This window comes from Methanomicrobia archaeon, assembly GCA_011049045.1.
GTDB lineage: Archaea > Halobacteriota > Syntropharchaeia > Alkanophagales > Methanospirareceae > JACGMN01.
The window spans coordinates 63,534-83,478 of the sequence record DSCO01000060.1 but is presented as its reverse complement, the minus strand read 5'-3'; the positions used below and the strand labels follow the sequence as shown (position 1 = coordinate 83,478).

Below are 19,945 nucleotides of genomic sequence, written 5' to 3'. Positions count from 1 at the left end.
CCACTGCATGTTTCTCAGGGAAAAGCTTGCAAGTCCATCATTAGGATGGGACACCGAGTTGGGACATCTCTTCATCCTTCTTTTTGGGATGAAGCCGGAAGTGGGGCTGTTCGGAACTACTGTATTGAATAAGCTCTTCCTACCCACCTAATTCTTCCCACGCTCCTAAATTCGTGGATACCATAGCAGGTGTGGGAACAGCCCGTGACACGCCCTGATCGAGCGCCAGTCCACGACCTGCTTTTCCCGTTTGGGATCGGCAGCGCGTACCATGCTGACGTATCAGCAGCTGCGCACGCTTAGCTTACTCTCGCAGCGAGGGCACGATGGGTGATCTGAAATCCTTACATATGTGGGCACGAGTTGGCAACTGCAAGTGCTTCCTCGTAGATCCAAGACGTGCGTGCGGCAATCTCATCCCAGGCTTGATAGGCTTTCACGCGCATGCGGCCTCGTCGTCCCAGTTTTTCCGCCTGCTCAGGGTGATCGAGCAATGAGCGGAGGTGCATGGCTAGATCCGCGGGATCGCTACTGTCCGCGAGTATACCCGTCTGATCGTCGCCCGCGGGTATGATATAGAAACAGGTCGAGCACGTCCTTGGTCTGGACCGATGCGGCTGTAAGCAACAGCAGCTTAAACCGCCCGGGGCGATCCCATACCGCGCTCTGAACTCATGCAGCCGCTTGGGATCCACCGTATCGGGATCGTAGTAGTCACAATCCACCGTGTTCCAGCAGACACGCAGCTTCTCAGCAGCACATCCGTGCATGATGAGGTAGTCGTGGAGCGGATAGCTGACCGTGATTATCCGATCTGCGACCTTCGCGGCCGCCTCTTCGCTATGATGGATCATCGTCGCTCCCGCGAGCGCACTCTGCCAGTTATGGGCGCAGATGAGTTCAAATCGATTTTCATCCTTCTTGATGTCGTCGTTCACGAATTTCGCGGCGCTGAGCACATTCGAAACGAGCACATCGTTGAAGTATTTTCAGTGCTTCGTTCGTACCTCCTGGATCACTGCTTTATAGCGATCCATGGTGGAGGCAGCGATGTGATCCCAGGTGAAATATTTCTGGACACGGCGTCGCCCACGTATCCCCATCTCCTTCGCCGCGGCCTCATTCTCGAGCAGCGACGCGATCCCCCAGGCGATATCAGCGGAGGTATTGCCATCAACATGCACACCGGTCTGATCATGCCCCGCAGGGACAACAAAATCACGGAAGCCAATGATGCCCTTCGCACCGACGACGACGGGCTTCTCCATCGCCATCGCCTCCAGAGCAACGATTCCGAAAGGCTCGTAGATCGAGGGTGCGACGAAGAGGTCGCAGGCTGCATAATGCCTGATCCGCTCGTCCTCACTCACAAACTCGAACCGGGTCGCCACGTGCTTCTCCAGATGCAGAACACCGATCAGGTCTGTGATCGTCCGCTCAAACTCGCCCTTGCCCAGCACCACCAGGTGTGCCTCCGGATGCTTACTGATTATGGTCGGCATCGCCTTGATCAGATTCAGCACACCTTTCACGGCCGTCAGCCGCCCGACGAAGAGGATCATCCGGTCGTCCGGGCCAATGCCGTAGCTGGCGCGCAATGCAGCAACGGCCTCTGCGGGAACCGCTGCGGGGTCGTACCGGTCTGTGCGTATGCCGTTCCAGCAGACCTTGACTTTCGTCGAATTGATGCCATGGAGCATCAAATCCTCCTGCATCGGGTAGCTGACCGTGATCACCAGATCTGCGACTTCCGCTGCGGTCTTCTCGATGTGCATCACGGTGTCAGAACCACCGCCGAGCGCGCGACCCCATTCGGTGGAATGGATATGGAAGACGAACGGGAGCCCCGTCTCATGCTTCGCCATGATCCCCGCCATCGCGCTCAACCAGTCATGCGCGCAGATGAGGTCAAACGCATAGCCTTCCTTCCTGATCAGCTGGTTTACGAACTTCGTCGCACTGAGGATGTTCGTGATGAGCACATCGTTAAAGAATTTGATCCCCGTGCCCCAACGACGCAGATCCTCTGTCATGCACACGGGCAGTATGCCCGCGCCATCCACGATCATCGGCCGGTTGACATCGATGCCGTGCATTGTCTCACGGGTCTTCAGCGTTCCGTCATTCAGCGTGAAGACCGAGACATCGTGCCCCAACCGCACCATCGCCTGTGTAATATTTACCGCGTACGTCCCCAATCCACCCACAATGTGTGGCGGATACTCCCAGACAAAGAACCCTATTCTCATCGGTACCACCCTTTAGATCGCTCGTGGTCATGGTCGATGCGCATTCCCAGCGCGCGAAGAAGGCGCTCTGTGGCCCTTCTGCAGCTTGCCCGAGCTGCTATTTCAGGCGTACGAGTACTCCGCGCCGCTTCTTCACGAATTCCAGCTTGTCCTCGCGCGCGAGCCAGCCGAGGGCCATGTAGGCTGTGCTTTGAGATGTATTCAGTGCCATCACCACGCTCGAAAGGCTCATTTCGCCCCGCTCTGTCAGCAACTGCCAGATTTCACCGGCGATCCGTCCTATCTCTTCATTCATGACCATACCACTCACCCCCATTATATCTGCTCTTCTTATCGCGACTATATAAATCCCGGACTACCGGTTCATGCAGAAACCCCCGACGTGGAGCGGCAAAGAGCGCGGCAAGGCACTACTATTCCCGCGGGAGCACCGTGCACAAGCATGCCCGCAACCGCTCTTGAAGCACCAACCGATCATAATCCTGCTGATCCATGCTCAACCGCACGTCCCGAAGCTCGTTCGCAAGCTCCTCGTCACCCACGCTCGTCCGAACCCAGCGCTCAAGCTCGCCCGGCTTCAGATAGACCTCAAGAAGTGATTCCGCATCCTCGCGGCTTAGTTCGCTGAGGTAATCACTGAGCCCTTTCAGACTCCAGATCGCCCTGCCGTCCGGCAACAGGAGCGGATATTCGCCCCTGTGGATCGTCGCGTGTAAGCGAGCATCGAAATCGTGAATGACCGAGAAGAGCGTAATGAAGGCGTCGTAGGGCCGCTCAAAATACGAGAAATAGTTGTGCACGTCGCCTGATGCGCCCCCGTGGGTAAACATGTAATAGAGGTGGTCGCTGATCCCCAGATACCGCCACAGCTTCACCAGGGCCGCATCTCGTGACTCCTTCACCAACGGCTCAAGCCAGCGCAGATAATCAAAACAGGCCCACTGCATCGTGTTCCCGATGAAGCACGAGGTGTCCCGCTCCAGGTCAGCCCACGAAGTCGTCTCCAGGTTGCGCACGTCGATGACGTCAGCCGCCGGGTACTGTGTAACGATCTCGGACGGAGTGGCGAAATCCAGCCCGCAGGCTAAAACCTGCCGCGGAAAGTCCTTGAGGAAGGAGAAGATACCGGTGTCCTCCCAATGATGCTCGCCGAAGGTCTCGTAATCCATGAAGAGTGTGATACACTGCCCCGGTGTCGCTTTGAGCCAGGCGGCGTACTTCGAGGCCGTCAGCGGATGCTCCTCCCAGCCCTTCGAAGAGAACCGGAACCCGATATCGTCCGTCAACTGATAGTGCCGCAGGAGCACTTTGAGCTTCTTACAGCCAACGGGTGCATACACGTAGTTCGGTGAACGCCCATCGAGGACACGCGCAACACCCTCGGCCATGATACCCGCGTACCCGAGGTCCTCCACGAGCTTCGCGATTCGGTTATTGTAGAGCAACTCGGTATTCTCGAAGAAGGTGGGCATGACGCCGATTCGATCGCGCATCAACTCACGGTGCAGCCGTATCTGCTCGATGAATTCGCCCTCCTCATCATAGAGCCCCACGAGCGAATGAAAGTACGTCTGATCCAGAAACTCCGCGCGGCCGGTCGCCGCCAGCGCTCTGAAGTCCTCCACGAGCTCTTCGTACCCGTATGCTTCACACTGCTCGATGAAGACGCCCGTGACGCTAAACGCCACTTTGAACTCCGCGTGCTCATCGAGCAGCCGCAGCAGCAGCTCATTCGTGGGTTGATAGCACTTCCGCGCCACCTTCGCAAAGATCTCACGGTTCGCCCTGTCATCGAAGTAGTAAGAGAAGAGGTCTTCTGCACGCAGCCCGCGTTTATACATACGCTTGCTCCAGAAATAGTCGTTCCGCAGTCGGAACGGTTGATGCACCTCAAAGCCGAGACAGATGCTCTTCTTCTTCTCCATAGCACGAACACCGGATGATACTTGCAAGATATTTTTTAAATAATCAGGGCACCATGGATAAATAACCTTCGTTCCGATGTGAAGACCCATGAGCCAGATAACAGACCTCGAGGAACTCGTTGCGGCGCTTCCACACGATGCTCAGGCGTTGTTCAACCGTTTTTATCGCATCGAGCTCGCAACGGGCACCGTGAAGATTCCTGCGGACATGATGCCGTGGGTGAACACGCGGTTTGGCGCGGTCGAGCGAGTCGAGACACAACGAATCGTCTCTATCAAGAATCGGTTCACGGGTGAGCACAGCTTGTTCAATCAGCTACGGACCGACCGCCCGATTGAGGCACGATCACCGGTACACCTGGCTGAACTGGAAGAGAAAGAACATTGCCTCTTCTGCCAGCCCGAGACGAGCACGCCTGCAGATGCGTTCGGCAGGATCACGGGCAACTATTGCGTCACCGCGAGCAATATCGCGAAATACGACGCGCTTCACAGCCTGGTCATCTTCAAGGAGCACAATCCACTGATCATCCAGAAGGAATGGCTCGCGGATTATCTGAGCACCGCAGAGCGGTGGTTCGAAACGGTCGTCCGCGATCATGGCAGTTCCGCGCTCCACAAGTTCTTCCTCTGGAACTGCCTCTGGAGAAGCGGCGCCTCCATCATTCACGGTCATATGCAGCTCACAGCGACGAGCGAGCGTTACGGGCGATTAGCCGCGCTCGAAGAGGCGATCACGACCTATAACCGCGCGTTCAACGGCGATTATCTCGCGGATCTGATCCGGGTGCACGAGCAATTAGGACTGGCCCGACAGGAGGGGCGCGAAACGATTCTCTGCTACCTGACTCCGGTAAAGGAGAAAGAGCTCGTCATCGTGAGCAGCGCGGCACGGAGTGATGAGCTGGCAGAGACACTTTATACCGTGCTCCAGCGCTATTTCGAGCTCGGGGTGCAGTCGTTCAACCTCGCGATCTTCATGATGGACGGCCGGCACATCGTCCGGCTCGTAGATCGCGGCTCGCTGACGGACCGCCATACGGATATTGGTGCTATGGAGCTCTACGCAGCCGCCGTTATCGCCTCTGACCCCTTCAAACTCGCGGACGCGATCTTGCAGTACTAACTCAGGTCTACACGGTGGCTCAGCGCTGCGCGAGCGCAACGACATCCTCGGCCGTGACGAGAAAGGCGCCGGAGTACCGCAAACCCGTGGGGATCGTCAATCCCGGGTTGACTCTGGTTTGGATGAGCGAGCAGCCAGCGCCGATGGTGACCGCACTGCCGATCACCGAGTCCGACTCGATGGTCGTGGGCTGTTCCGGCGTCGAATCCACCACCACTTTCCGACCTATAATGCTCTCAGTAATACGCACGTTATTCCCTATGCGAGCTGCGTCCATGATCGCGGACCGTTCCACTCGCACGGATTCGCCCAGTATACAGAAATTGTCGATGTTCGCATCCGCAATGGTGCAGAAATCGCCGATTCGCGTGTGCCGCCCGATAAGAGCTGCGCCTTCGATCGATAACTTCCGCTCCTGGTATTGCCGTACGATCGCTTCACGACGCTTGATCGAATCCTCGCTGTAACCCTGCACCCAGACGTTTCGATCGGGCGCGATCTTCGGCTCCAGAACGCGGATATTGAGCGCGCCATGGAGCACGTCGTGCATCGCCTTCAGATAGCGCTCCGGACTACCCACATCGTACCAGACGGCCAGCTCGTACCCGTAGACCGGATAGCCGTTATCCACGAGGTACGGGATGAAATCGAACCCGAAATCGAGCCGGCCTCGAGCTTCTCGGAGACGTCTGATCTCCTCACCGGCCACGATCTCCCGAACTTCAGGCGAGAGGAGATAGATGCCCGCGTTGGCGAGCTTGCTCGGCGCTTCTGCTGCCGCGGGCTTCTCAATGAACCGCTTGATACGCATATCCGGCCCCAGATCCGCGATCCCGTATTGCTCCACCTGCTCGACTCGCGTGAGCGCAATGGTCATCATCGCGCCATGCTCTTCGTGCGTACGGATGAAATCGCGGAGCTCAAGTTCAAAGAGGTTATCGCCCTGAATAACGAGCACCGGGGCATGGACGTCGTAGTACTCGACATTGAGCCGGTAGGAATCCGCGCTGCCCAGGTCATCCAGATTGGGCTGGTGTTTGATGTGCACCCGCGGTTGGATCTGATACTTGGCAGAGAACCCGATGCCCTCGCCGTACTGATCGAAGAGGTTCGTGTAGTTCGTGTACCCGCCTTCGCCGAAGATGAAGTTCCGCACGCCCTGCTCCGCGAGCGATGCCATGGGGAACTCCAGCAACGGGCGATTCAGGAACCTGACGCAGGGCTTCGAGATGTCATTTGTCAGCGGCCGTAGCCGCTTGGCCTGGCCGCCGACCGGAATAAAGCAGCGCAGCTCCGCGATGTTCATACTCCCGTTAAAGGCTGTCATGGGGTATGAGCCCTTCGAGCTGGCCGAGCCTGGTCTGTTTATACGCCACATTCTCGACCGCGTCAACATAATTCTCGATCTTATTGGACCAGGAGAAGCTCTCGGCCAACTGATATGCTCGCCGTTTCAACGCCACAAGCTCCTCATACTCCAGATCCCGCGCCATCAAGAGGTAGTCCTTCAACTGCTCGGTAATCTCATCATCGCTTCTATTCAGCAGGGGGAGCACGTAGATACCATCCTTCTCATCACCGCGACCCATGGATTTTAGCTCCTCGCCCAGACCAGAGAGCTCGCTCGTTACTGCAACGCAGCCCTGCGCGGCCGCTTCGATCGGGGTCAAGCCAAAGGGCTCGTAGCGGCTGGGGAAGATACCAATGTCGCAGCCGTTCACGAAGTCGAAATAGTTCAGGTACAATGGCAACTGGTTCGCGCTGAGATACGACGGGACAATTATCATCTTCACCCGATCCTCCTCCCGGTTCCGCAAGCCCAGCTGCCAGCAGAGATCCAGAATGGGATCCTTGTCGTATGCGTAGTCATGCGTTGCCAGGGGCGGATACTCGCTCCTTGTCCGGATCTCAGCGATCTCAAAAGCATCGTTCATGATCTCGGCCATCGTTACATTCTGACTGATCAGCTCGGTCAAACTCGTATTCAGGATTCTCCGCTCGTTCTGTGAAACCGCCTGCGTCAGCAACTCGGTCAGATAGTCGGAAACCGGATCGAGCATGCTCCTGATCCGGGGATACTGCGTCTTCGTACGCAGCACCGCTTCGTTGAGCCCTTTCGTCCGCGTGGGCACGAGCATAAAAGCATAGACCTGCCTCGTGTCCACACGATCGCGAAGCGCCTCATTCAACTTCGCCATAGCGCTGATGAAGAGGTCAAAGCCCTTGTTCACGAACTCGTACCGACCCGAGGTCATCACGATCAAGCTCTCCTGTTTCCCGATCGTGTAGTGTGGCGAGAGCATCACCCGCATGAATTCATGGATGGTCTTCTTATGCACCGCATGAACCTGCCGAATATCATTGAAGTCCCGCCCGTCGGACAGTCGAATACCGTTGGTCAGAACGATCTCCGGCGCTTTACCAAGATAGAACGCCGCTTCGTCTGCCACTGAGTGCGAGACCGTGGCGAAGAGGTCACAGATCTCCGCGGCGGCAACTTCCGTGAAATGCGTCGCCTGCACGCCTTGTTCGTACGCGCTCACGGTCGTCTCCTGTGCGCGCTCTCTGGACTCCGCGCGTATCTTCAGGGCCACACTCTCGCCTCGGGCACTATCTACCCGGCCGTGCGTGGTCGCATGCGTGACGAATATGGTACGATAGGGCAGATTAAACACCTTCTTCCTGAGGATGACACTAGCAGAGAGCCATTCGTGCGCGATGACCACCACCTGCTTATCTCGATACAGTGAGGTGCCCATGAGCAGCTCAATCAGCCGCCCTGCCATTTCTGACCACGTTATCGCCTCGTCATAAAAATAATCGCTCGTATAACTATCTATCTGGAAGAGCTCCCAATTACGCCGCTTTATCAGGTGCGTCATGGTGTCATTCCGATTGTGGTCGTTTGACTCGATGCCCAGGATCTGCCGGTTGTAGCTCTCATCCGTGGCCGTTCGGCTCATATACTCGTGCGCGTCCAGGAGGATACAGGGCACGCTCCGTCCACCCTTCCACCGCCCATAGTAAGCATGGATTCCTTCGGTTGCAAAGCGGTTAAAGATCTCTTCCAGCTCGACGGGCGGTTGCAGCTCCTCGAGATCGGGCGGCGAGGTCGCATGATTGTACAGGCCAATAGTGAGATAGTTCGGGAATTGTTCCTGCATCACGTCCGCTTTCGATGCGAGCACCCCGTAAATCCCGCCTACTTTGTTACAGACCTCATTAGATACTTCCACTACCAGTAAACCATCAGTCCCGTGGCGCGTTGTGGTGGTCATGTACTATCCTTTTTAAAACTCCCGTTTCAAGTATTTATAACTTAGGCACGTATTTTTTACCATTTACCTAGTTCGCTCCCAAAGGTGCGGCGGGTGCTCTGAGTCACTCTAGTAGACATGGAATCGCTGCGTATCGGGATGTTCTCCTGGGAGAGCCTCCATTCGGTGCGGGTTGGAGGTATAGCACCGCATGTCTCCGAGCTTGCGGAATCACTGGCAGCCCGGGGGCACGAAGTGCACGTCTTCACCCGAATCGGAGGGCGGTGCGAGTACGACGAGATCAACGGTGTGCATTACCAGCGCTGCCCGCATGATCAATCCGGGGGCGTTGTCGCACAGATGGATCGTATGTGTGCGGCAATGGTGTCCCGGTTCGACGCGGTGCAGCACCTTTTCGGGCGTTTTGATGTTCTTCACGGCCACGATTGGCATCCCGTGCTCGCTTTGAACGAGTTGAAGGGGAAACACGGCGTGCCCTACGTGCTCACCTTTCACAGCACCGAGTGGGGCCGGAACGGTAATGTATTCGGAGGCTGGTGGGAATTCCGCGAGATCGCTCATCGTGAATGGCTCGGCGGGTATGAGTCGGCCGCGGTGATCGTCACCTCGCCGAACCTGAAGAGCGAGATCCAGTTCCTTTACCAGATCCCCGACTACAAGATTAGTTTGATCCCCAACGGGATACGGCCGGGGAAGATACGACGGGCACTCGATCCCGGCGCGATCAAGCAGCAGTATGGTATCCACCCGCTGGCGCCCGTGGTGCTCTTTATCGGGCGTATGAGTCATCAGAAAGGCCCGGATCTGCTGCTCGAGGCGATACCCCGCGTCCTGGCAACGCGGTGGGACGTTAAGTTCGTCTTCATTGGCGAGGGTGAGCTGCGACGCACGTGCGAGCGGCGCGCGGCACACCTGGGTGTGAGTGATGCCTGTCGACTCCTCGGTTACGCGCCCGACGAGGTCGCGACCGCGTGGCTGAACGCCTGCGACATCGTCTGTGTCCCGAGCCGTAATGAACCGTTTTGTATCGTTATTCTGGAGGCGTGGGACGCCGCGAAGCCGATCGTCGGCACGGAAGCGGTACATCTGATCGCCAATTATGAGACGGGTATCAAGGCGTACCTCTCGCCCGAATCGATCGCGTGGTGTATCAGGTATCTCTTTGCCAATCCTCGTGAGGCGAAGCGAATGGCCAAGGCCGGCTCGCGATTGGTCGCCGAGAAGTATGACTGGGACCGTATCGCGGACAGCACCATAAGCGTCTATAAGACGGTTCGGGTGTAACGTAACGGAGCATCCCCAGCATGCAGCGCAGCAGCCGTGTCGAGTATTTAAATACGCAGAGCGGGAGAGTAAAAGACAGGGTCGAAAGCGTGAACGGAGGAGATAGAAATGGCCAAGGAATTTGAGCGGATTCTCGTGCCCACGGATGGCTCGGCGGTGGCGAACAGAGCGGCTCATAAGGCGGTCGCACTCGCGCACGCCACGGGGGTCGACATCATTGCGATGCATGTCATCGCTATCCCCGGATTGCCCGCACTCTATGGATTCCCTGACAGGCTGCCCTATGAGCAGCTGCACGATCTTATAGAAAAGCAGGGGCGGTCATATCTCGATGAACTCGAAGAGCTCGGTGAGCAGCTGGGTGTGAAGGTATTCAAGCGGATCGTTGACGGGCACCCGGCTGACGAGATCATCAAGGCAGCGCGCGAGGATGATCTGATCGTCATCGGGAGTAAAGGGCGGACGGGACTCGATCGCCTGCTCATGGGGAGCGTTGCGGAGAACGTCGTTCGTTATGCGCCCTGTTCGGTGCTGCTCGTGCGTTAGATGACCCAGAATACCGAGCACGGGGGCTGCAGTAATATGTCCGCGATTAGCTAGCGGAGAACAACAAGAGCAGCGTTCATACTTATTTATCCTGAGTTCCTTATCCAGTTCCAGGCTTCCCAGAGATCATTGACATACGCGTCCGGCTCGATGCCCTTGTGCTCCTTTCCCGCATTACGGTCGACGATTATTACCGGCATACCAACATCCTTCGGGCCTTTGATGTCTCGCTCGTAGTTGTCACCGACATACACGGCCTCTGCAGGCGGGATGTTCAGGAGGTCGCAGACCACGTTGAAGAGCCGGAGGTCCGGCTTCTTAAAACCGAAATCGGTCGAGACGATCATGTGGTCAAAGAACTGGCTGATCCCCAGGATCCGCCCTTCTTCCCAGCAGAAGACACGCTGCGCATCGGAGACGAGCGCCATGGGATAGCCCGCGCGTCTCATTTCCCGTAACACCGGCAGCGTATCGGGAAAAAGCTGGAAACGCTCGCGGCTGATGAGCCGCTGGAGCTTGCAGCAGGACTCCGCAAGGAAGGGACAGTACATACCCTCCTTGAGCAGTATACGCTCAAACACCTGCTCTAGATCCACTTCTGGATAGCGCTCGTCACTGTCCCTCAGGAGCTGGTCCTTCTCTAGCTCATAGGTATACTTCAATTTCTCCGCATCAATCGTTCCGCCGTAATACTGGAGGTAGAGGGAAACATAGTTAAAAACCTCATCCTTATCCTCGTTTGTTTTTATATCCACCAGGGTTCCGTAACAATCGAAGATCACAGCCCGTATTTTAGGCATCGTCTTGCCTCCTGTAAGAGCGAGGAGCGGTACGGCTCGTCCAGCCAGGTATTTCTCGCTATTCTCAATAGGCCCAGGGACATATAAAGTGGTAGCTTTCGCGTAATCGTGTAGAAAAATTGCGGGTCACCAAGGGTAACGGCGTAGACCCAGAGGAAATGGCCGATGAACGGCTCAGCCGCCCAGCGGTCGCCGAGACGCCACATAAAGTGATGCTTCAATTCGGCCGCGAAGAACCCCAGATCCCAGCAGCGATCGGCAGGTTTCAGCTTCTCCAGGTCGATGCCAACGACCTCCTGATGGTGGAAGAAGAAGTTTGTGGGCGTTGCGTCACCGTGCACGGTCACCTCGTGATCGGTGAAAATCTCGCTCGCCGTCCACCACCGCGCTGCGTGCTTCTTGATCGTATCTCTATCGGACGGCCTGAGCGGACCGTGCTGTAATGACTTCAGCACCTTGTCAAGATACTGCTGGGCGAGCGCCGGCGATACGTGTCTCTGCGTCTCACTCGTCCGGTGGAGCGTCGTGAAGAACCCGGCCAGGCAGCTCAGCTTCTCGAAGAGCCGGTCGGACTGTCCATCATAGCAGGCCCGGGCAATATAATGGTCGAGGAGCTTACCCGGTGCCAGCTCCGTTACGAGCAGCGCTGCGAGCTCCCGCTTCAGGCCCAGTGGCGCGACGACTCGATACCGACCATTATCCATGCCGAAGTCCTCACGCACGTGCTTCAAGTTCGCATAGCTCTGTTTCGCGTACCGCCACGCCTCCTGACGGGGGACATGATCGGATTCGAAGAACTTTCCGATGACTCGAATCCCGCGCTTCCGTTCGTGGAAGAGGTAGACGGGCTTCTCTTTTATGAGCCGCTGGATTTCTATATGCCCATAGGGCGGCGGCGCGATCTGGGGAAAGATCTCACTGACCAGATAGCGATGAAGCGCTTCCGTGTTACATTGTGGCATAGTTAGAAAAACTCCACTTAATACTGATGCCTCAGCACATATAATCTTCGCACGGGCGCGCCGGATTCTGACCAATCACCGTACCGTACCGTGCCGTGCTGCACCGTACCGTACCGCACGTACTTTCCCCAGGATGCGGTGATTCATCGCTCCAGAAACGGGTCAACCCACTGCGACCAGAACTGGATCGGGTTCTTCACCGGCGTCATCGCGCCCTCATCGGGACTGAAGAGTTCGCTAGTGTAAAAGACAAACCCCTCGTCCATTTGATGCGCCAGGTTGCTCTGCAGCAGCCCCGATACCGTTTCACGCTCCGACTCGCCGCACCATTGCAGCAGCCGTATGAGGTATGGCGTATCACGCGGCCAGATCACCGCCTCGTGGTATTCCTCATCGCCGTAGTAGGTCCGTTTCGGCGAATGCTTTACCAGGATACCAAACGGACGGCCCTGCCGCTCGACGAGCAGGTGCGCCTTCGCCACCGCGATGAACTGAACCACCTCGTGCGGTGAGAAGATCGCCTCGTCCAGCAGCAATGCCATGGCAACGACCGCAGGTGAGCCCGGCGTTTTGTCCTTCTTAGCTTGTATCGTGACCACGTTGTGCAGGAAATGCGTGGCCGGGTCCCAGAATACCGTTTTATAGGCAGCCTTCGCTTGTTCCCGGTGCAGTAACCATGCCCCGGGATCAGTTCCGGTCTTATGGGCGATCGTCACGCAGTAACGCAGCATCGTGATCCACTGGGCGTTGATCTCCGGCAGATAATAGAGCGGTTTGTTCACCGCCGTTTCGTCTTCCAGATCGGCAAGCCACGAATCAGGTATACGAACCGAGACGGCCTGTTTCCGCCCCTTGAACTCCGTCATACGACTCGAATCGGTCCACGAATGCCAGGGCACGACCGAAAGGAGCCCGTTTGGATGGAGCACGGGCGGACCGTTTAATCGGGCCTGATCATTCGTTAAGAACCGTGAGATGGTGAACTCGGCTCGGTGCAGCACCGCAGAGGCAAATTCGGCGTCCCAGCTCCGTGATAAGAGTGCTCCCGCGGCGATGAAGGCGAGCAAGGTGGCGTCCGCGCTGTTAAAGTCGACCTTCTCACCTTGCCGTGCCGGAAACCGGTTGGGAATTCGACCGAATTCGTCCTGGCACGCGAACGCCCGGAGTATCATGGTCTTGATTGCTCCGGCCTGCCCGATGCGCGTGAGGAACTCGATGTTGTTAAAGATCCCCTCGAAGATGTCTCGGAACCAGGGAGTCCGGAACCAGAAATCACCGGCCTCGTAGAAGAAAGCGTCATTCACGTACATCCCGAAGTTAGCGAGCGCGAGCGCTCTGAACCTAACGGCAGGGTAGGCGCCCGCATGATCGAGCGCGCGTACGATCTGCTCTGCTCGCTGCTGCTCTGCGGCTTCGTCGGCCTGCCACGCCAATGCCGCGTTATACCGTTGCCTCAGTCCAGACTCCGAGCCGCAGCAGGAGATAACAAGTAACGCGGTACCAGTATCGTCCAGAAATAACTCCAGTTCACCGGGAGAGAGGAGTACTCTTCGCTCTCCCCTGAACGCCACGCCCCTTTCGGTCGGCTCGCGGAACCCCGAGCCGAGCTTGTACCACCATTCGATCGAACGGTGCCCCGTCTGTACGGTGCAGGCGTTTGGCGTGGTGATGGCCATATACTTCGCGGCTCGCTCGATCAGCAGGCCGTTTGGTAACGCTCTGCAGACATGCTCTTCAGGACGCGAAGGCTCGTACATGTGCCGTATGTCCACCAGCGGCTCGATCACTACCTTCGACGCGTTGCTTTCCACCGATACGCACGCAATTATACCGTCCTGCGCCGAGCCTGGGCTCGGCAGGTAGTAGTGTGCGCGAAGATACTGGTGCCCAGCTTCGGTTCTGTAGGTGAATGAGGCCCGCCAGGGCGACACAGTCACTTCGGTGGCCGTGAGCTTCAGATAATCGCCTCCCAGCTTCACGCCCATCGCGAGCCCGTCCAGGAAATGATAATTCTCGCCGTCAAGCAGGACAGACAGCCCTTCATAGGGATAATCGCGATTGGGGACGATCTTGTCACCAAGGTTGACCGAGAAGACGGACTGTGACCATGAGGCGTGCGGTCGTTTGAGTATGACGTGCCGGGTACGTGCCGGATCCGGATCCTCTTCAGGTGGGAGTGTAACGCAGAAACGCGGATCTTGCATGGTATGCTCATTCATGCACTTACTCACTCACCGAAACCACACCTCAGGCTTGAGCAGGAACTCCAGCTTCGCGGGCTCACGCAGCAGCTCGTACATCGGGATCACGGTACTCAACCCCACCTCCTCGAGCCATGTTGCGGCCGGCCGTAGAAACCTGATCGCCGGCACGGCTTCGTAACGATCGTTCCTTACGAACTTCCTGGACGTCAGCTCGAAGTACGCAGCGCCGCCGCGTTCCTTATACGGCTCGTAGATCGAAGAGAACGACCGCGCCACCCAGTTCGCCATCTTCAGAGTCGTCTTCGAGGGATTGATGGTCACGTGTCCGTAATTGGGCGGGATAATGACCTTATCACCACGGCGCGCCTGTATCACCATGACGTCTGTTATCGCTTCACCGCCACTCTCTGCCATTTCACGCTTCTGCAGGAGGTAATGCGCCTCACCCTCGAGTACCTCGTAGATCTCGGGATAGGTCAACTTCGAACCAGGCACGCAGGGATGGTAATGGCCCGCAGTCTTTACAAATTCAAGGCCCAACTTCATCGGAGGGATGATCGTGATATCATACCGCAGCCCGAGCGCTGCTATCTGCTGCGCATCCGCATCGTTCTTCGCGACCTCCCGGAACATATAGTAGAGCGGCACCATCTCCATACTCGCCGTCACTAAGAACCCCTGATCATAAAGGACCTCCTGCAGCTCGCCCAGCGTTCGCACAACGGGGGTAAACGTTCGGTCTCCGAACGTGAACTCGTCCCAGCTTTCTTTCATTTCCCGTTATCCTCTTTCGTTCGGTTCCTTCAGTTAATTATTTCATCCGCGCTGCCTCAGACGCACCTCCGGAAAGCCCACGATATCGACCGTGGCTGAGGCAAGCCTGATCTTATCGGACCGTTCGAGCTCATCGAGCAATAGCTGACCGATTGTGCTCCGTACCTGCCGTCTCTGCCGCACGTCCGTGACGAACCGGATATGGAACGTGATCCAGTTATCCGTCAGCGTCAGATAGATCTCCGGCTCTACCGCCCGGATCGTCAGATAATATTTATCCTTGAGCTTTAAAATCTCGTCCTCTGCCCGGGAAGCCATCGCATGCGTCTCTTCACCCACGATGCGCCGAATTGTGGTCAGAGCTTCCCGCCAGTCACTGTCGTAGGTCAGGGGGAGCTCAAGCTCGTCCCAGATGAAGGTGTTATCCTTCGTGTAATTGTTGATGACGCTCGAGAGTACGAAACCGTTCGGTATGAGTGTCAGGCGCCCGGTGGCCTGATCGCCCGCGACCCATTCCTTCAATTCCAGCAGCGTGGTGTAGAGGATCCCGATATCGACCACGTCCCCGTATTTCTGCTGCAACTCGATGCGGTCGCCGACCCGATAGATGCCCGTGGTGAAGATGATCACACCGCCCACGAAGTTTCTGAAGAAGTCCTGAAGCGCGATGGCGATCCCCGCAGCGAGCAGCCCGTAAGAGACCAGGAGCGTCTCTGTCTGCTCGATCCAGATGCGAATGAGCACGGCGAGCAGAATGAACAGGTAGAGTATGGATATGGCTTTTTTGAACGAATAGCGCGCCTTCGCTTCCGTTATTTGTCGCACGACCGTGGGTTCAATCGCCACCTTGAAGATGAAATACGTGAGCGTGATAACAAGGAAGCTGATGAACGCCCGTTGGAGATAGAACGAAGGATACAGGAGCTGCAGAAACCAGAGCACGCCGGTGATGAGGAGCAGCATGCCGAGTGTAATGAGTTCTTTGATCATCGGTGGTCTCGTCTCTCTTTTGTTCGTTTTGTTTGGATGCGTTATGCAGTCCCGGAACCAGCGTCAGGCTTGCCCGTCTGCTGCTCGCCCATGATCGGTGCTCGCGGCGGTTGTATGTCCCGCTTCTCAAATGCACACCATGCGCGCCGCGTGACCTCGGACTCGAACTCGAACTCATACCGGAGATCCAGGACATAGGCCCGGGCACGGAGCCGCCGGTAGTAGGGGAAATCCTTCAATAATACCGTGTACGGATGTTTCCGGGAGACATACACGTACCGCGAGGTGACCGCAGCCTCTTTCAGAATCGCCATGCTGGTGGCGGCATCAGAATCGGGGTCAATGAAGAGGTCGATAACCACCATCATCTTCGGCGTCCCCGAGCTGGCACTCGCGACGGCCTGGGTGAAGATGAGATAATTGGGGACGGAGACGAGATTATCGTCGGGCGTTACGAGGCGCGTCGCACGGATCCCGATGTCCGTCACCTCGCCGTAATACCCCCCGAAATGCACCTTGTCCCCAATCTGGTACGGTTTCTCAACGGAGATGACGAGCCCGCCAATGATGTCGGCGAAGAGATCCTTGAGTCCAAAGCCCAGGACGGCACCAAGCACCCCGGAGAACGCTACCAGCTGGGTTGACGTGAGTTGCAGAATTGAGGCCAGGATGAAGTACGTGGCAACGCCATAGATGCTGAATTTCAGGAGCGGTAGGAGCATCTTCACGGTTATTCGCCGTACACCTGCACGTTCCGCGATCCAGGTGAGAAGGATCCCGATTTCACGGGTGATGAAGTACGCAATCAGAATGATCAGAATCACGGTCAGGATCGTACTCTGATCAATGGTCTTGAGCGGCACATCCACCAGACTGGTATCTGCCATCCTACCAGATCACCCCCGTCCTCGTCAGCGCGCTCACGATGCAGCTCAAAGCTTCCGGATTGAGCTGGTAAGAGCCCATGTCCTCAACGATCAGCCGCTGATACAGCAAGCGATGCAGCATCGTCTCCACCTCCAGCTCACCGCTGATCTCACGCAGTTCAGGCTCGGTGAGCGCCTCCATTGAGAGAATCAGATAAAGGAGAAAGCTCTCCGGATAATCCAGCTCAACTTTAAAAGGGCACTCTTTGACGTAACTCGGCTTGATCGTGGGATACTGCAGACTCTGCTCCCATAACAATTTCGCCACCCCGGGATTCCCGTTCGCGATCCGGTTGATCTTCTCAAAGATGATGTCTTCCGCCTTTTTCGTCTCCGCTTTACGCGAGAATAGGGCCTTGATGCGAGCGAAATCGATAGAGAAAAAGGGGATGGTCAGGGTTTTATCTCGCATCGTGAACGCGAGGGGATGCTGGGTAATGATCCGCTTCTTCTCAGGTGTACGGTCATCCTCGAATTTGAGCTCGTTCTCCGCGTAGCCCACCAGGATCAGCTCCTTGAGTTCCGTGGACGAGAATGGTGAGAGCGCGATCACGTTCGTGAAGTATTTGCTGATCGCGCGCACTTCATCAAGATAGCGCCATGAGTAAATGTTCCACGTCGTGATCACCAGGTGCTCTGATGCGGCGACCGCGGCAAGGAACGCGTCGAGGTACCGGAAGCCGCCAATGGTGCGACGGTAGAGGAAATGGCAGTTATCACAGAGCACAATCCCACCGGCGCCCTCGGGGAGTGTGATCTCATCCTGATCGGTGATGAGCGCTGAGAACGAGTTTGTTACTACCTCGCGGTCGGCTATCTGCTCGATTGCATGGATGAGTTTTGTTCTCCCCGCAAAGGGCTCCGCGATGATCGCGACGTCTGCTTTCTCTCCCGAGTCGAACCCAGCAAGAGCTGCTCTGATATTCGCCAGCTCGTTCTGAAACCCGATGATCCCGACGGGCTCCTGCTGCTCTTCCTCTCCCATCGCGGCACCTCTTAGGAGAGATCGGATCAAATATCCAACCTCGCGATCTTTGTGTAGTACCTAAAGGCCGAGCATGCTTTTAAGCGTAATGGCGGCAGGCGAGCATGATCCTATCGCGAGACTAGGCGAAATACGCATTGAGGAGATACTGCTGCACCATGCGATGCGAGTTGAAGAACGAGCCGTTGAAAGCGATGGCGTAGCGCATGATCTGAGCCCAGCCGTCGCGCTCTTGAGCATAATAGAGGGGTATGACCACCTCTTCCAGCTTCCTGTACAGGCTTTCAGCCTCTTCCGCGTCATCCATCTGCAGCTCGCAGACATTCGCTACCTTCGTCTCGATCGCCCAGCCGGTGACATCCTCGACGCAGCCTTCAACCCACCACCCGTCGAGCACACTCAGGCTCGGAATGCCGTTGAGGCACGCCTTCATACCGCTCGTGCCTGAGGCTTCGCAGGGTATCTTCGGGGTATTGAGCCAGATGTCAACGCCCGATGTGAGCAACAGCGCGAGCTCCATATCGTAATCCTCCAGGAACACGATCTTCACCTCGCCCGCCAATTCCTCGATCGCCGCGAAGATCTGCCGTATCAAATCCTTGCCGAACGTATCCTTCGGATGCGCCTTCCCGGCCATGATCACCTGAATCGGACCGACCTGCTTCGCGATCGCAGCGAGCCACCGGGTATTGGTGAACAGGAGATGCGGGCGTTTATACCGCGTCATTCGCCGCGCAAAGCCCAGGGTGCAGGCATCATAGGTCATGCCCGCATCGTGCCGTGCGTTGACGAAATCGATCAAGCGCTTCTTTGCCGCGCGATGCGCCTCCCGTATCTCCTCCAGAGGGATTTGGACCACATAGCGCAGGTTGAAAGGGTCCTTGCGCCATCCGCTGATGTGACTATCATACAGCGTCCTGAACGGTTCCGCAGTCCAGAAGACGTGGTGCACACCGTTCGTGATCGAATCGATGGGATAGCCCGGGAACATATCACGTGAGATCTCCTCGTGCCGTTTGGCCACGCCGTTAATATACCCGCTGTGCTCCAGCGCGAGCAAGGTCATATTGAGCGGGCTCCCGTTACAGATATACTTCAGCCCTACCGCATCGCAATAGGTGCCCAGGAGTTGCTCGACCAGCGAAGCGGCGAACTTATCGTGGCCCGCGGGCACGGGCGTGTGTGTGGTAAAAACGCATCTATCGCGTATGGCCTCGAGCAGCTGCTCATGCGTATACTGCGGATGCTCCTGTTTCGTCTTCTTCGACAACTCCAGAACGGCGAGCGCCGAATGGCCTTCATTCAGGTGATATTTGCTGATATTATGCTGCCCCAGTGCATCGAGCATCCGTACCCCACCGATGCCGAGCACGATCTCCTGCGCCAGCCGGTAGCGCTCATCGCCACCGTACAGGTACGAGGTGATCTCCCGGTCCGCCTCGGTATTCTCGTAGAGGTTGGTATCCAGGAAGTAGACGGGAAGTTGATGCCCCTCCCGGCCCGTCAGCTTATACTCCCATGCCTGCACACTGACGTCCCGGCCCTCGATGGGCACGCATATCTTCCCCGGTTTGAGCGTGGCGAAGTCATCGATCCGCCAACCTTTGAAGAACTCGGTCTGATTACCCTTGGCATCCAATTTCTGGGCGATATGCCCTTTGTTACTGGCGAGCGTCATAGCGACGATCGGGACGTTCAGATCGGCGCACGATCTGAGGATGTCGCCGGCCAGTATACCCAGCCCGCCGCTGTACGTTGGTATCTTTGGATTGACGCCGATCTCCATGCTGAAGAACGCGATGTGGAAATATCCTTCTAATAATGAACGGTTACCGCGAACCATCTCAATCGTTCTCCTTTTCCATCTATAGATATATGCAGGGTCATAAGTAAAGC

18 protein-coding genes are annotated in these 19,945 nt (G+C 56.8%); 3 read left to right on the top strand and 15 right to left on the bottom strand.

What is annotated here, in order from left to right:
• Window positions 1–344: 344 nt before the first annotated feature.
• The 4 genes from ENN68_08750 to ENN68_08735 all read right to left on the bottom strand — a co-directional run bounded on the left by ENN68_08750 (window position 345) and on the right by ENN68_08735 (window position 4,174).
• Complete coding sequence (locus ENN68_08750; GenBank protein ID HDS46153.1) at window positions 345–974, bottom strand: hypothetical protein; 630 nt, start codon at window positions 972–974, stop codon at window positions 345–347.
• Window positions 975–989: 15 nt separating this feature from the next.
• Complete coding sequence (locus tag ENN68_08745) at window positions 990–2,249, bottom strand: glycosyltransferase family 1 protein (GenBank protein ID HDS46152.1); 1,260 nt, start codon at window positions 2,247–2,249, stop codon at window positions 990–992.
• A 97-nt stretch (window positions 2,250–2,346) separates the two neighbouring features.
• Window positions 2,347–2,565 carry a hypothetical protein gene (locus ENN68_08740; GenBank protein ID HDS46151.1) on the bottom strand — a complete coding sequence of 73 codons (219 nt, stop codon included), beginning with the start codon at window positions 2,563–2,565 and terminating at the stop codon, window positions 2,347–2,349.
• 97 nt (window positions 2,566–2,662) lie between these two features.
• Window positions 2,663–4,174, bottom strand: a complete 1,512-nt coding sequence (locus ENN68_08735; GenBank protein ID HDS46150.1) for an alpha-amlyase — start codon at window positions 4,172–4,174, stop codon at window positions 2,663–2,665.
• An 88-nt stretch (window positions 4,175–4,262) separates the two neighbouring features.
• Between ENN68_08735 and ENN68_08730 the strand changes: the two genes are divergently transcribed.
• Window positions 4,263–5,300 (top strand): hypothetical protein, encoded by a 1,038-nt coding sequence (locus ENN68_08730; GenBank protein ID HDS46149.1) that lies wholly within the window; start codon window positions 4,263–4,265, stop codon window positions 5,298–5,300.
• A 19-nt stretch (window positions 5,301–5,319) separates the two neighbouring features.
• On the opposite strand, the gene ENN68_08725 is transcribed toward ENN68_08730, so the two are convergent.
• Together ENN68_08725 and ENN68_08720 are read right to left on the bottom strand one after the other, a co-directional pair.
• On the bottom strand, window positions 5,320–6,696 hold the full coding sequence (locus tag ENN68_08725) for an NDP-sugar synthase (GenBank protein ID HDS46148.1): 1,377 nt from the start codon (window positions 6,694–6,696) through the stop codon (window positions 5,320–5,322).
• Window positions 6,614–8,578, bottom strand: a complete 1,965-nt coding sequence (locus ENN68_08720) for a glycosyltransferase (GenBank protein ID HDS46147.1) — start codon at window positions 8,576–8,578, stop codon at window positions 6,614–6,616. The genes ENN68_08725 and ENN68_08720 overlap by 83 nt, the downstream gene beginning before the upstream one ends.
• A 117-nt stretch (window positions 8,579–8,695) precedes the next feature.
• On the opposite strand from ENN68_08720, the gene ENN68_08715 reads away from it, so the two are divergent.
• Complete coding sequence (locus ENN68_08715; protein ID HDS46146.1) at window positions 8,696–9,862, top strand: glycosyltransferase family 1 protein; 1,167 nt, start codon at window positions 8,696–8,698, stop codon at window positions 9,860–9,862.
• A gap of 108 nt (window positions 9,863–9,970) precedes the next feature.
• On the top strand, window positions 9,971–10,408 hold the full coding sequence (locus ENN68_08710; GenBank protein ID HDS46145.1) for a universal stress protein: 438 nt from the start codon (window positions 9,971–9,973) through the stop codon (window positions 10,406–10,408).
• Between the two features lie 86 nt (window positions 10,409–10,494).
• On the opposite strand, the gene ENN68_08705 is transcribed toward ENN68_08710, so the two are convergent.
• From ENN68_08705 to glgP, 9 genes are all read right to left on the bottom strand, one after another.
• Window positions 10,495–11,208 carry an HAD family hydrolase gene (locus ENN68_08705; GenBank protein ID HDS46144.1) on the bottom strand — a complete coding sequence of 238 codons (714 nt, stop codon included), beginning with the start codon at window positions 11,206–11,208 and terminating at the stop codon, window positions 10,495–10,497.
• Window positions 11,187–12,170 carry an aminoglycoside phosphotransferase family protein gene (locus ENN68_08700; GenBank protein ID HDS46143.1) on the bottom strand — a complete coding sequence of 328 codons (984 nt, stop codon included), beginning with the start codon at window positions 12,168–12,170 and terminating at the stop codon, window positions 11,187–11,189. Before ENN68_08700 ends, ENN68_08705 begins: the two co-directional genes overlap by 22 nt.
• A gap of 17 nt (window positions 12,171–12,187) precedes the next feature.
• Window positions 12,188–12,313 carry a hypothetical protein gene (locus tag ENN68_08695; protein ID HDS46142.1) on the bottom strand — a complete coding sequence of 42 codons (126 nt, stop codon included), beginning with the start codon at window positions 12,311–12,313 and terminating at the stop codon, window positions 12,188–12,190.
• Entirely contained in the window at window positions 12,314–14,389 is a 2,076-nt protein-coding gene (locus ENN68_08690) for a hypothetical protein (protein HDS46141.1), read from the bottom strand.
• Between the two features lie 12 nt (window positions 14,390–14,401).
• A complete protein-coding gene (locus ENN68_08685; GenBank protein ID HDS46140.1) occupies window positions 14,402–15,148 on the bottom strand; it encodes a glucose-6-phosphate isomerase in 747 nt (248 codons plus the stop codon).
• 42 nt (window positions 15,149–15,190) lie between these two features.
• Entirely contained in the window at window positions 15,191–16,138 is a 948-nt protein-coding gene (locus ENN68_08680) for a mechanosensitive ion channel (protein ID HDS46139.1), read from the bottom strand.
• Window positions 16,139–16,179: 41 nt separating this feature from the next.
• Window positions 16,180–17,025, bottom strand: a complete 846-nt coding sequence (locus ENN68_08675) for a mechanosensitive ion channel (GenBank protein ID HDS46138.1) — start codon at window positions 17,023–17,025, stop codon at window positions 16,180–16,182.
• A 1-nt stretch (window position 17,026) separates the two neighbouring features.
• On the bottom strand, window positions 17,027–18,049 hold the full coding sequence (locus tag ENN68_08670; protein HDS46137.1) for a hypothetical protein: 1,023 nt from the start codon (window positions 18,047–18,049) through the stop codon (window positions 17,027–17,029).
• 121 nt (window positions 18,050–18,170) lie between these two features.
• Window positions 18,171–19,892: an alpha-glucan family phosphorylase gene (gene glgP / locus ENN68_08665; protein HDS46136.1), complete on the bottom strand. Its 1,722-nt coding sequence runs from the start codon at window positions 19,890–19,892 to the stop codon at window positions 18,171–18,173.
• Window positions 19,893–19,945: the final 53 nt, after the last annotated feature.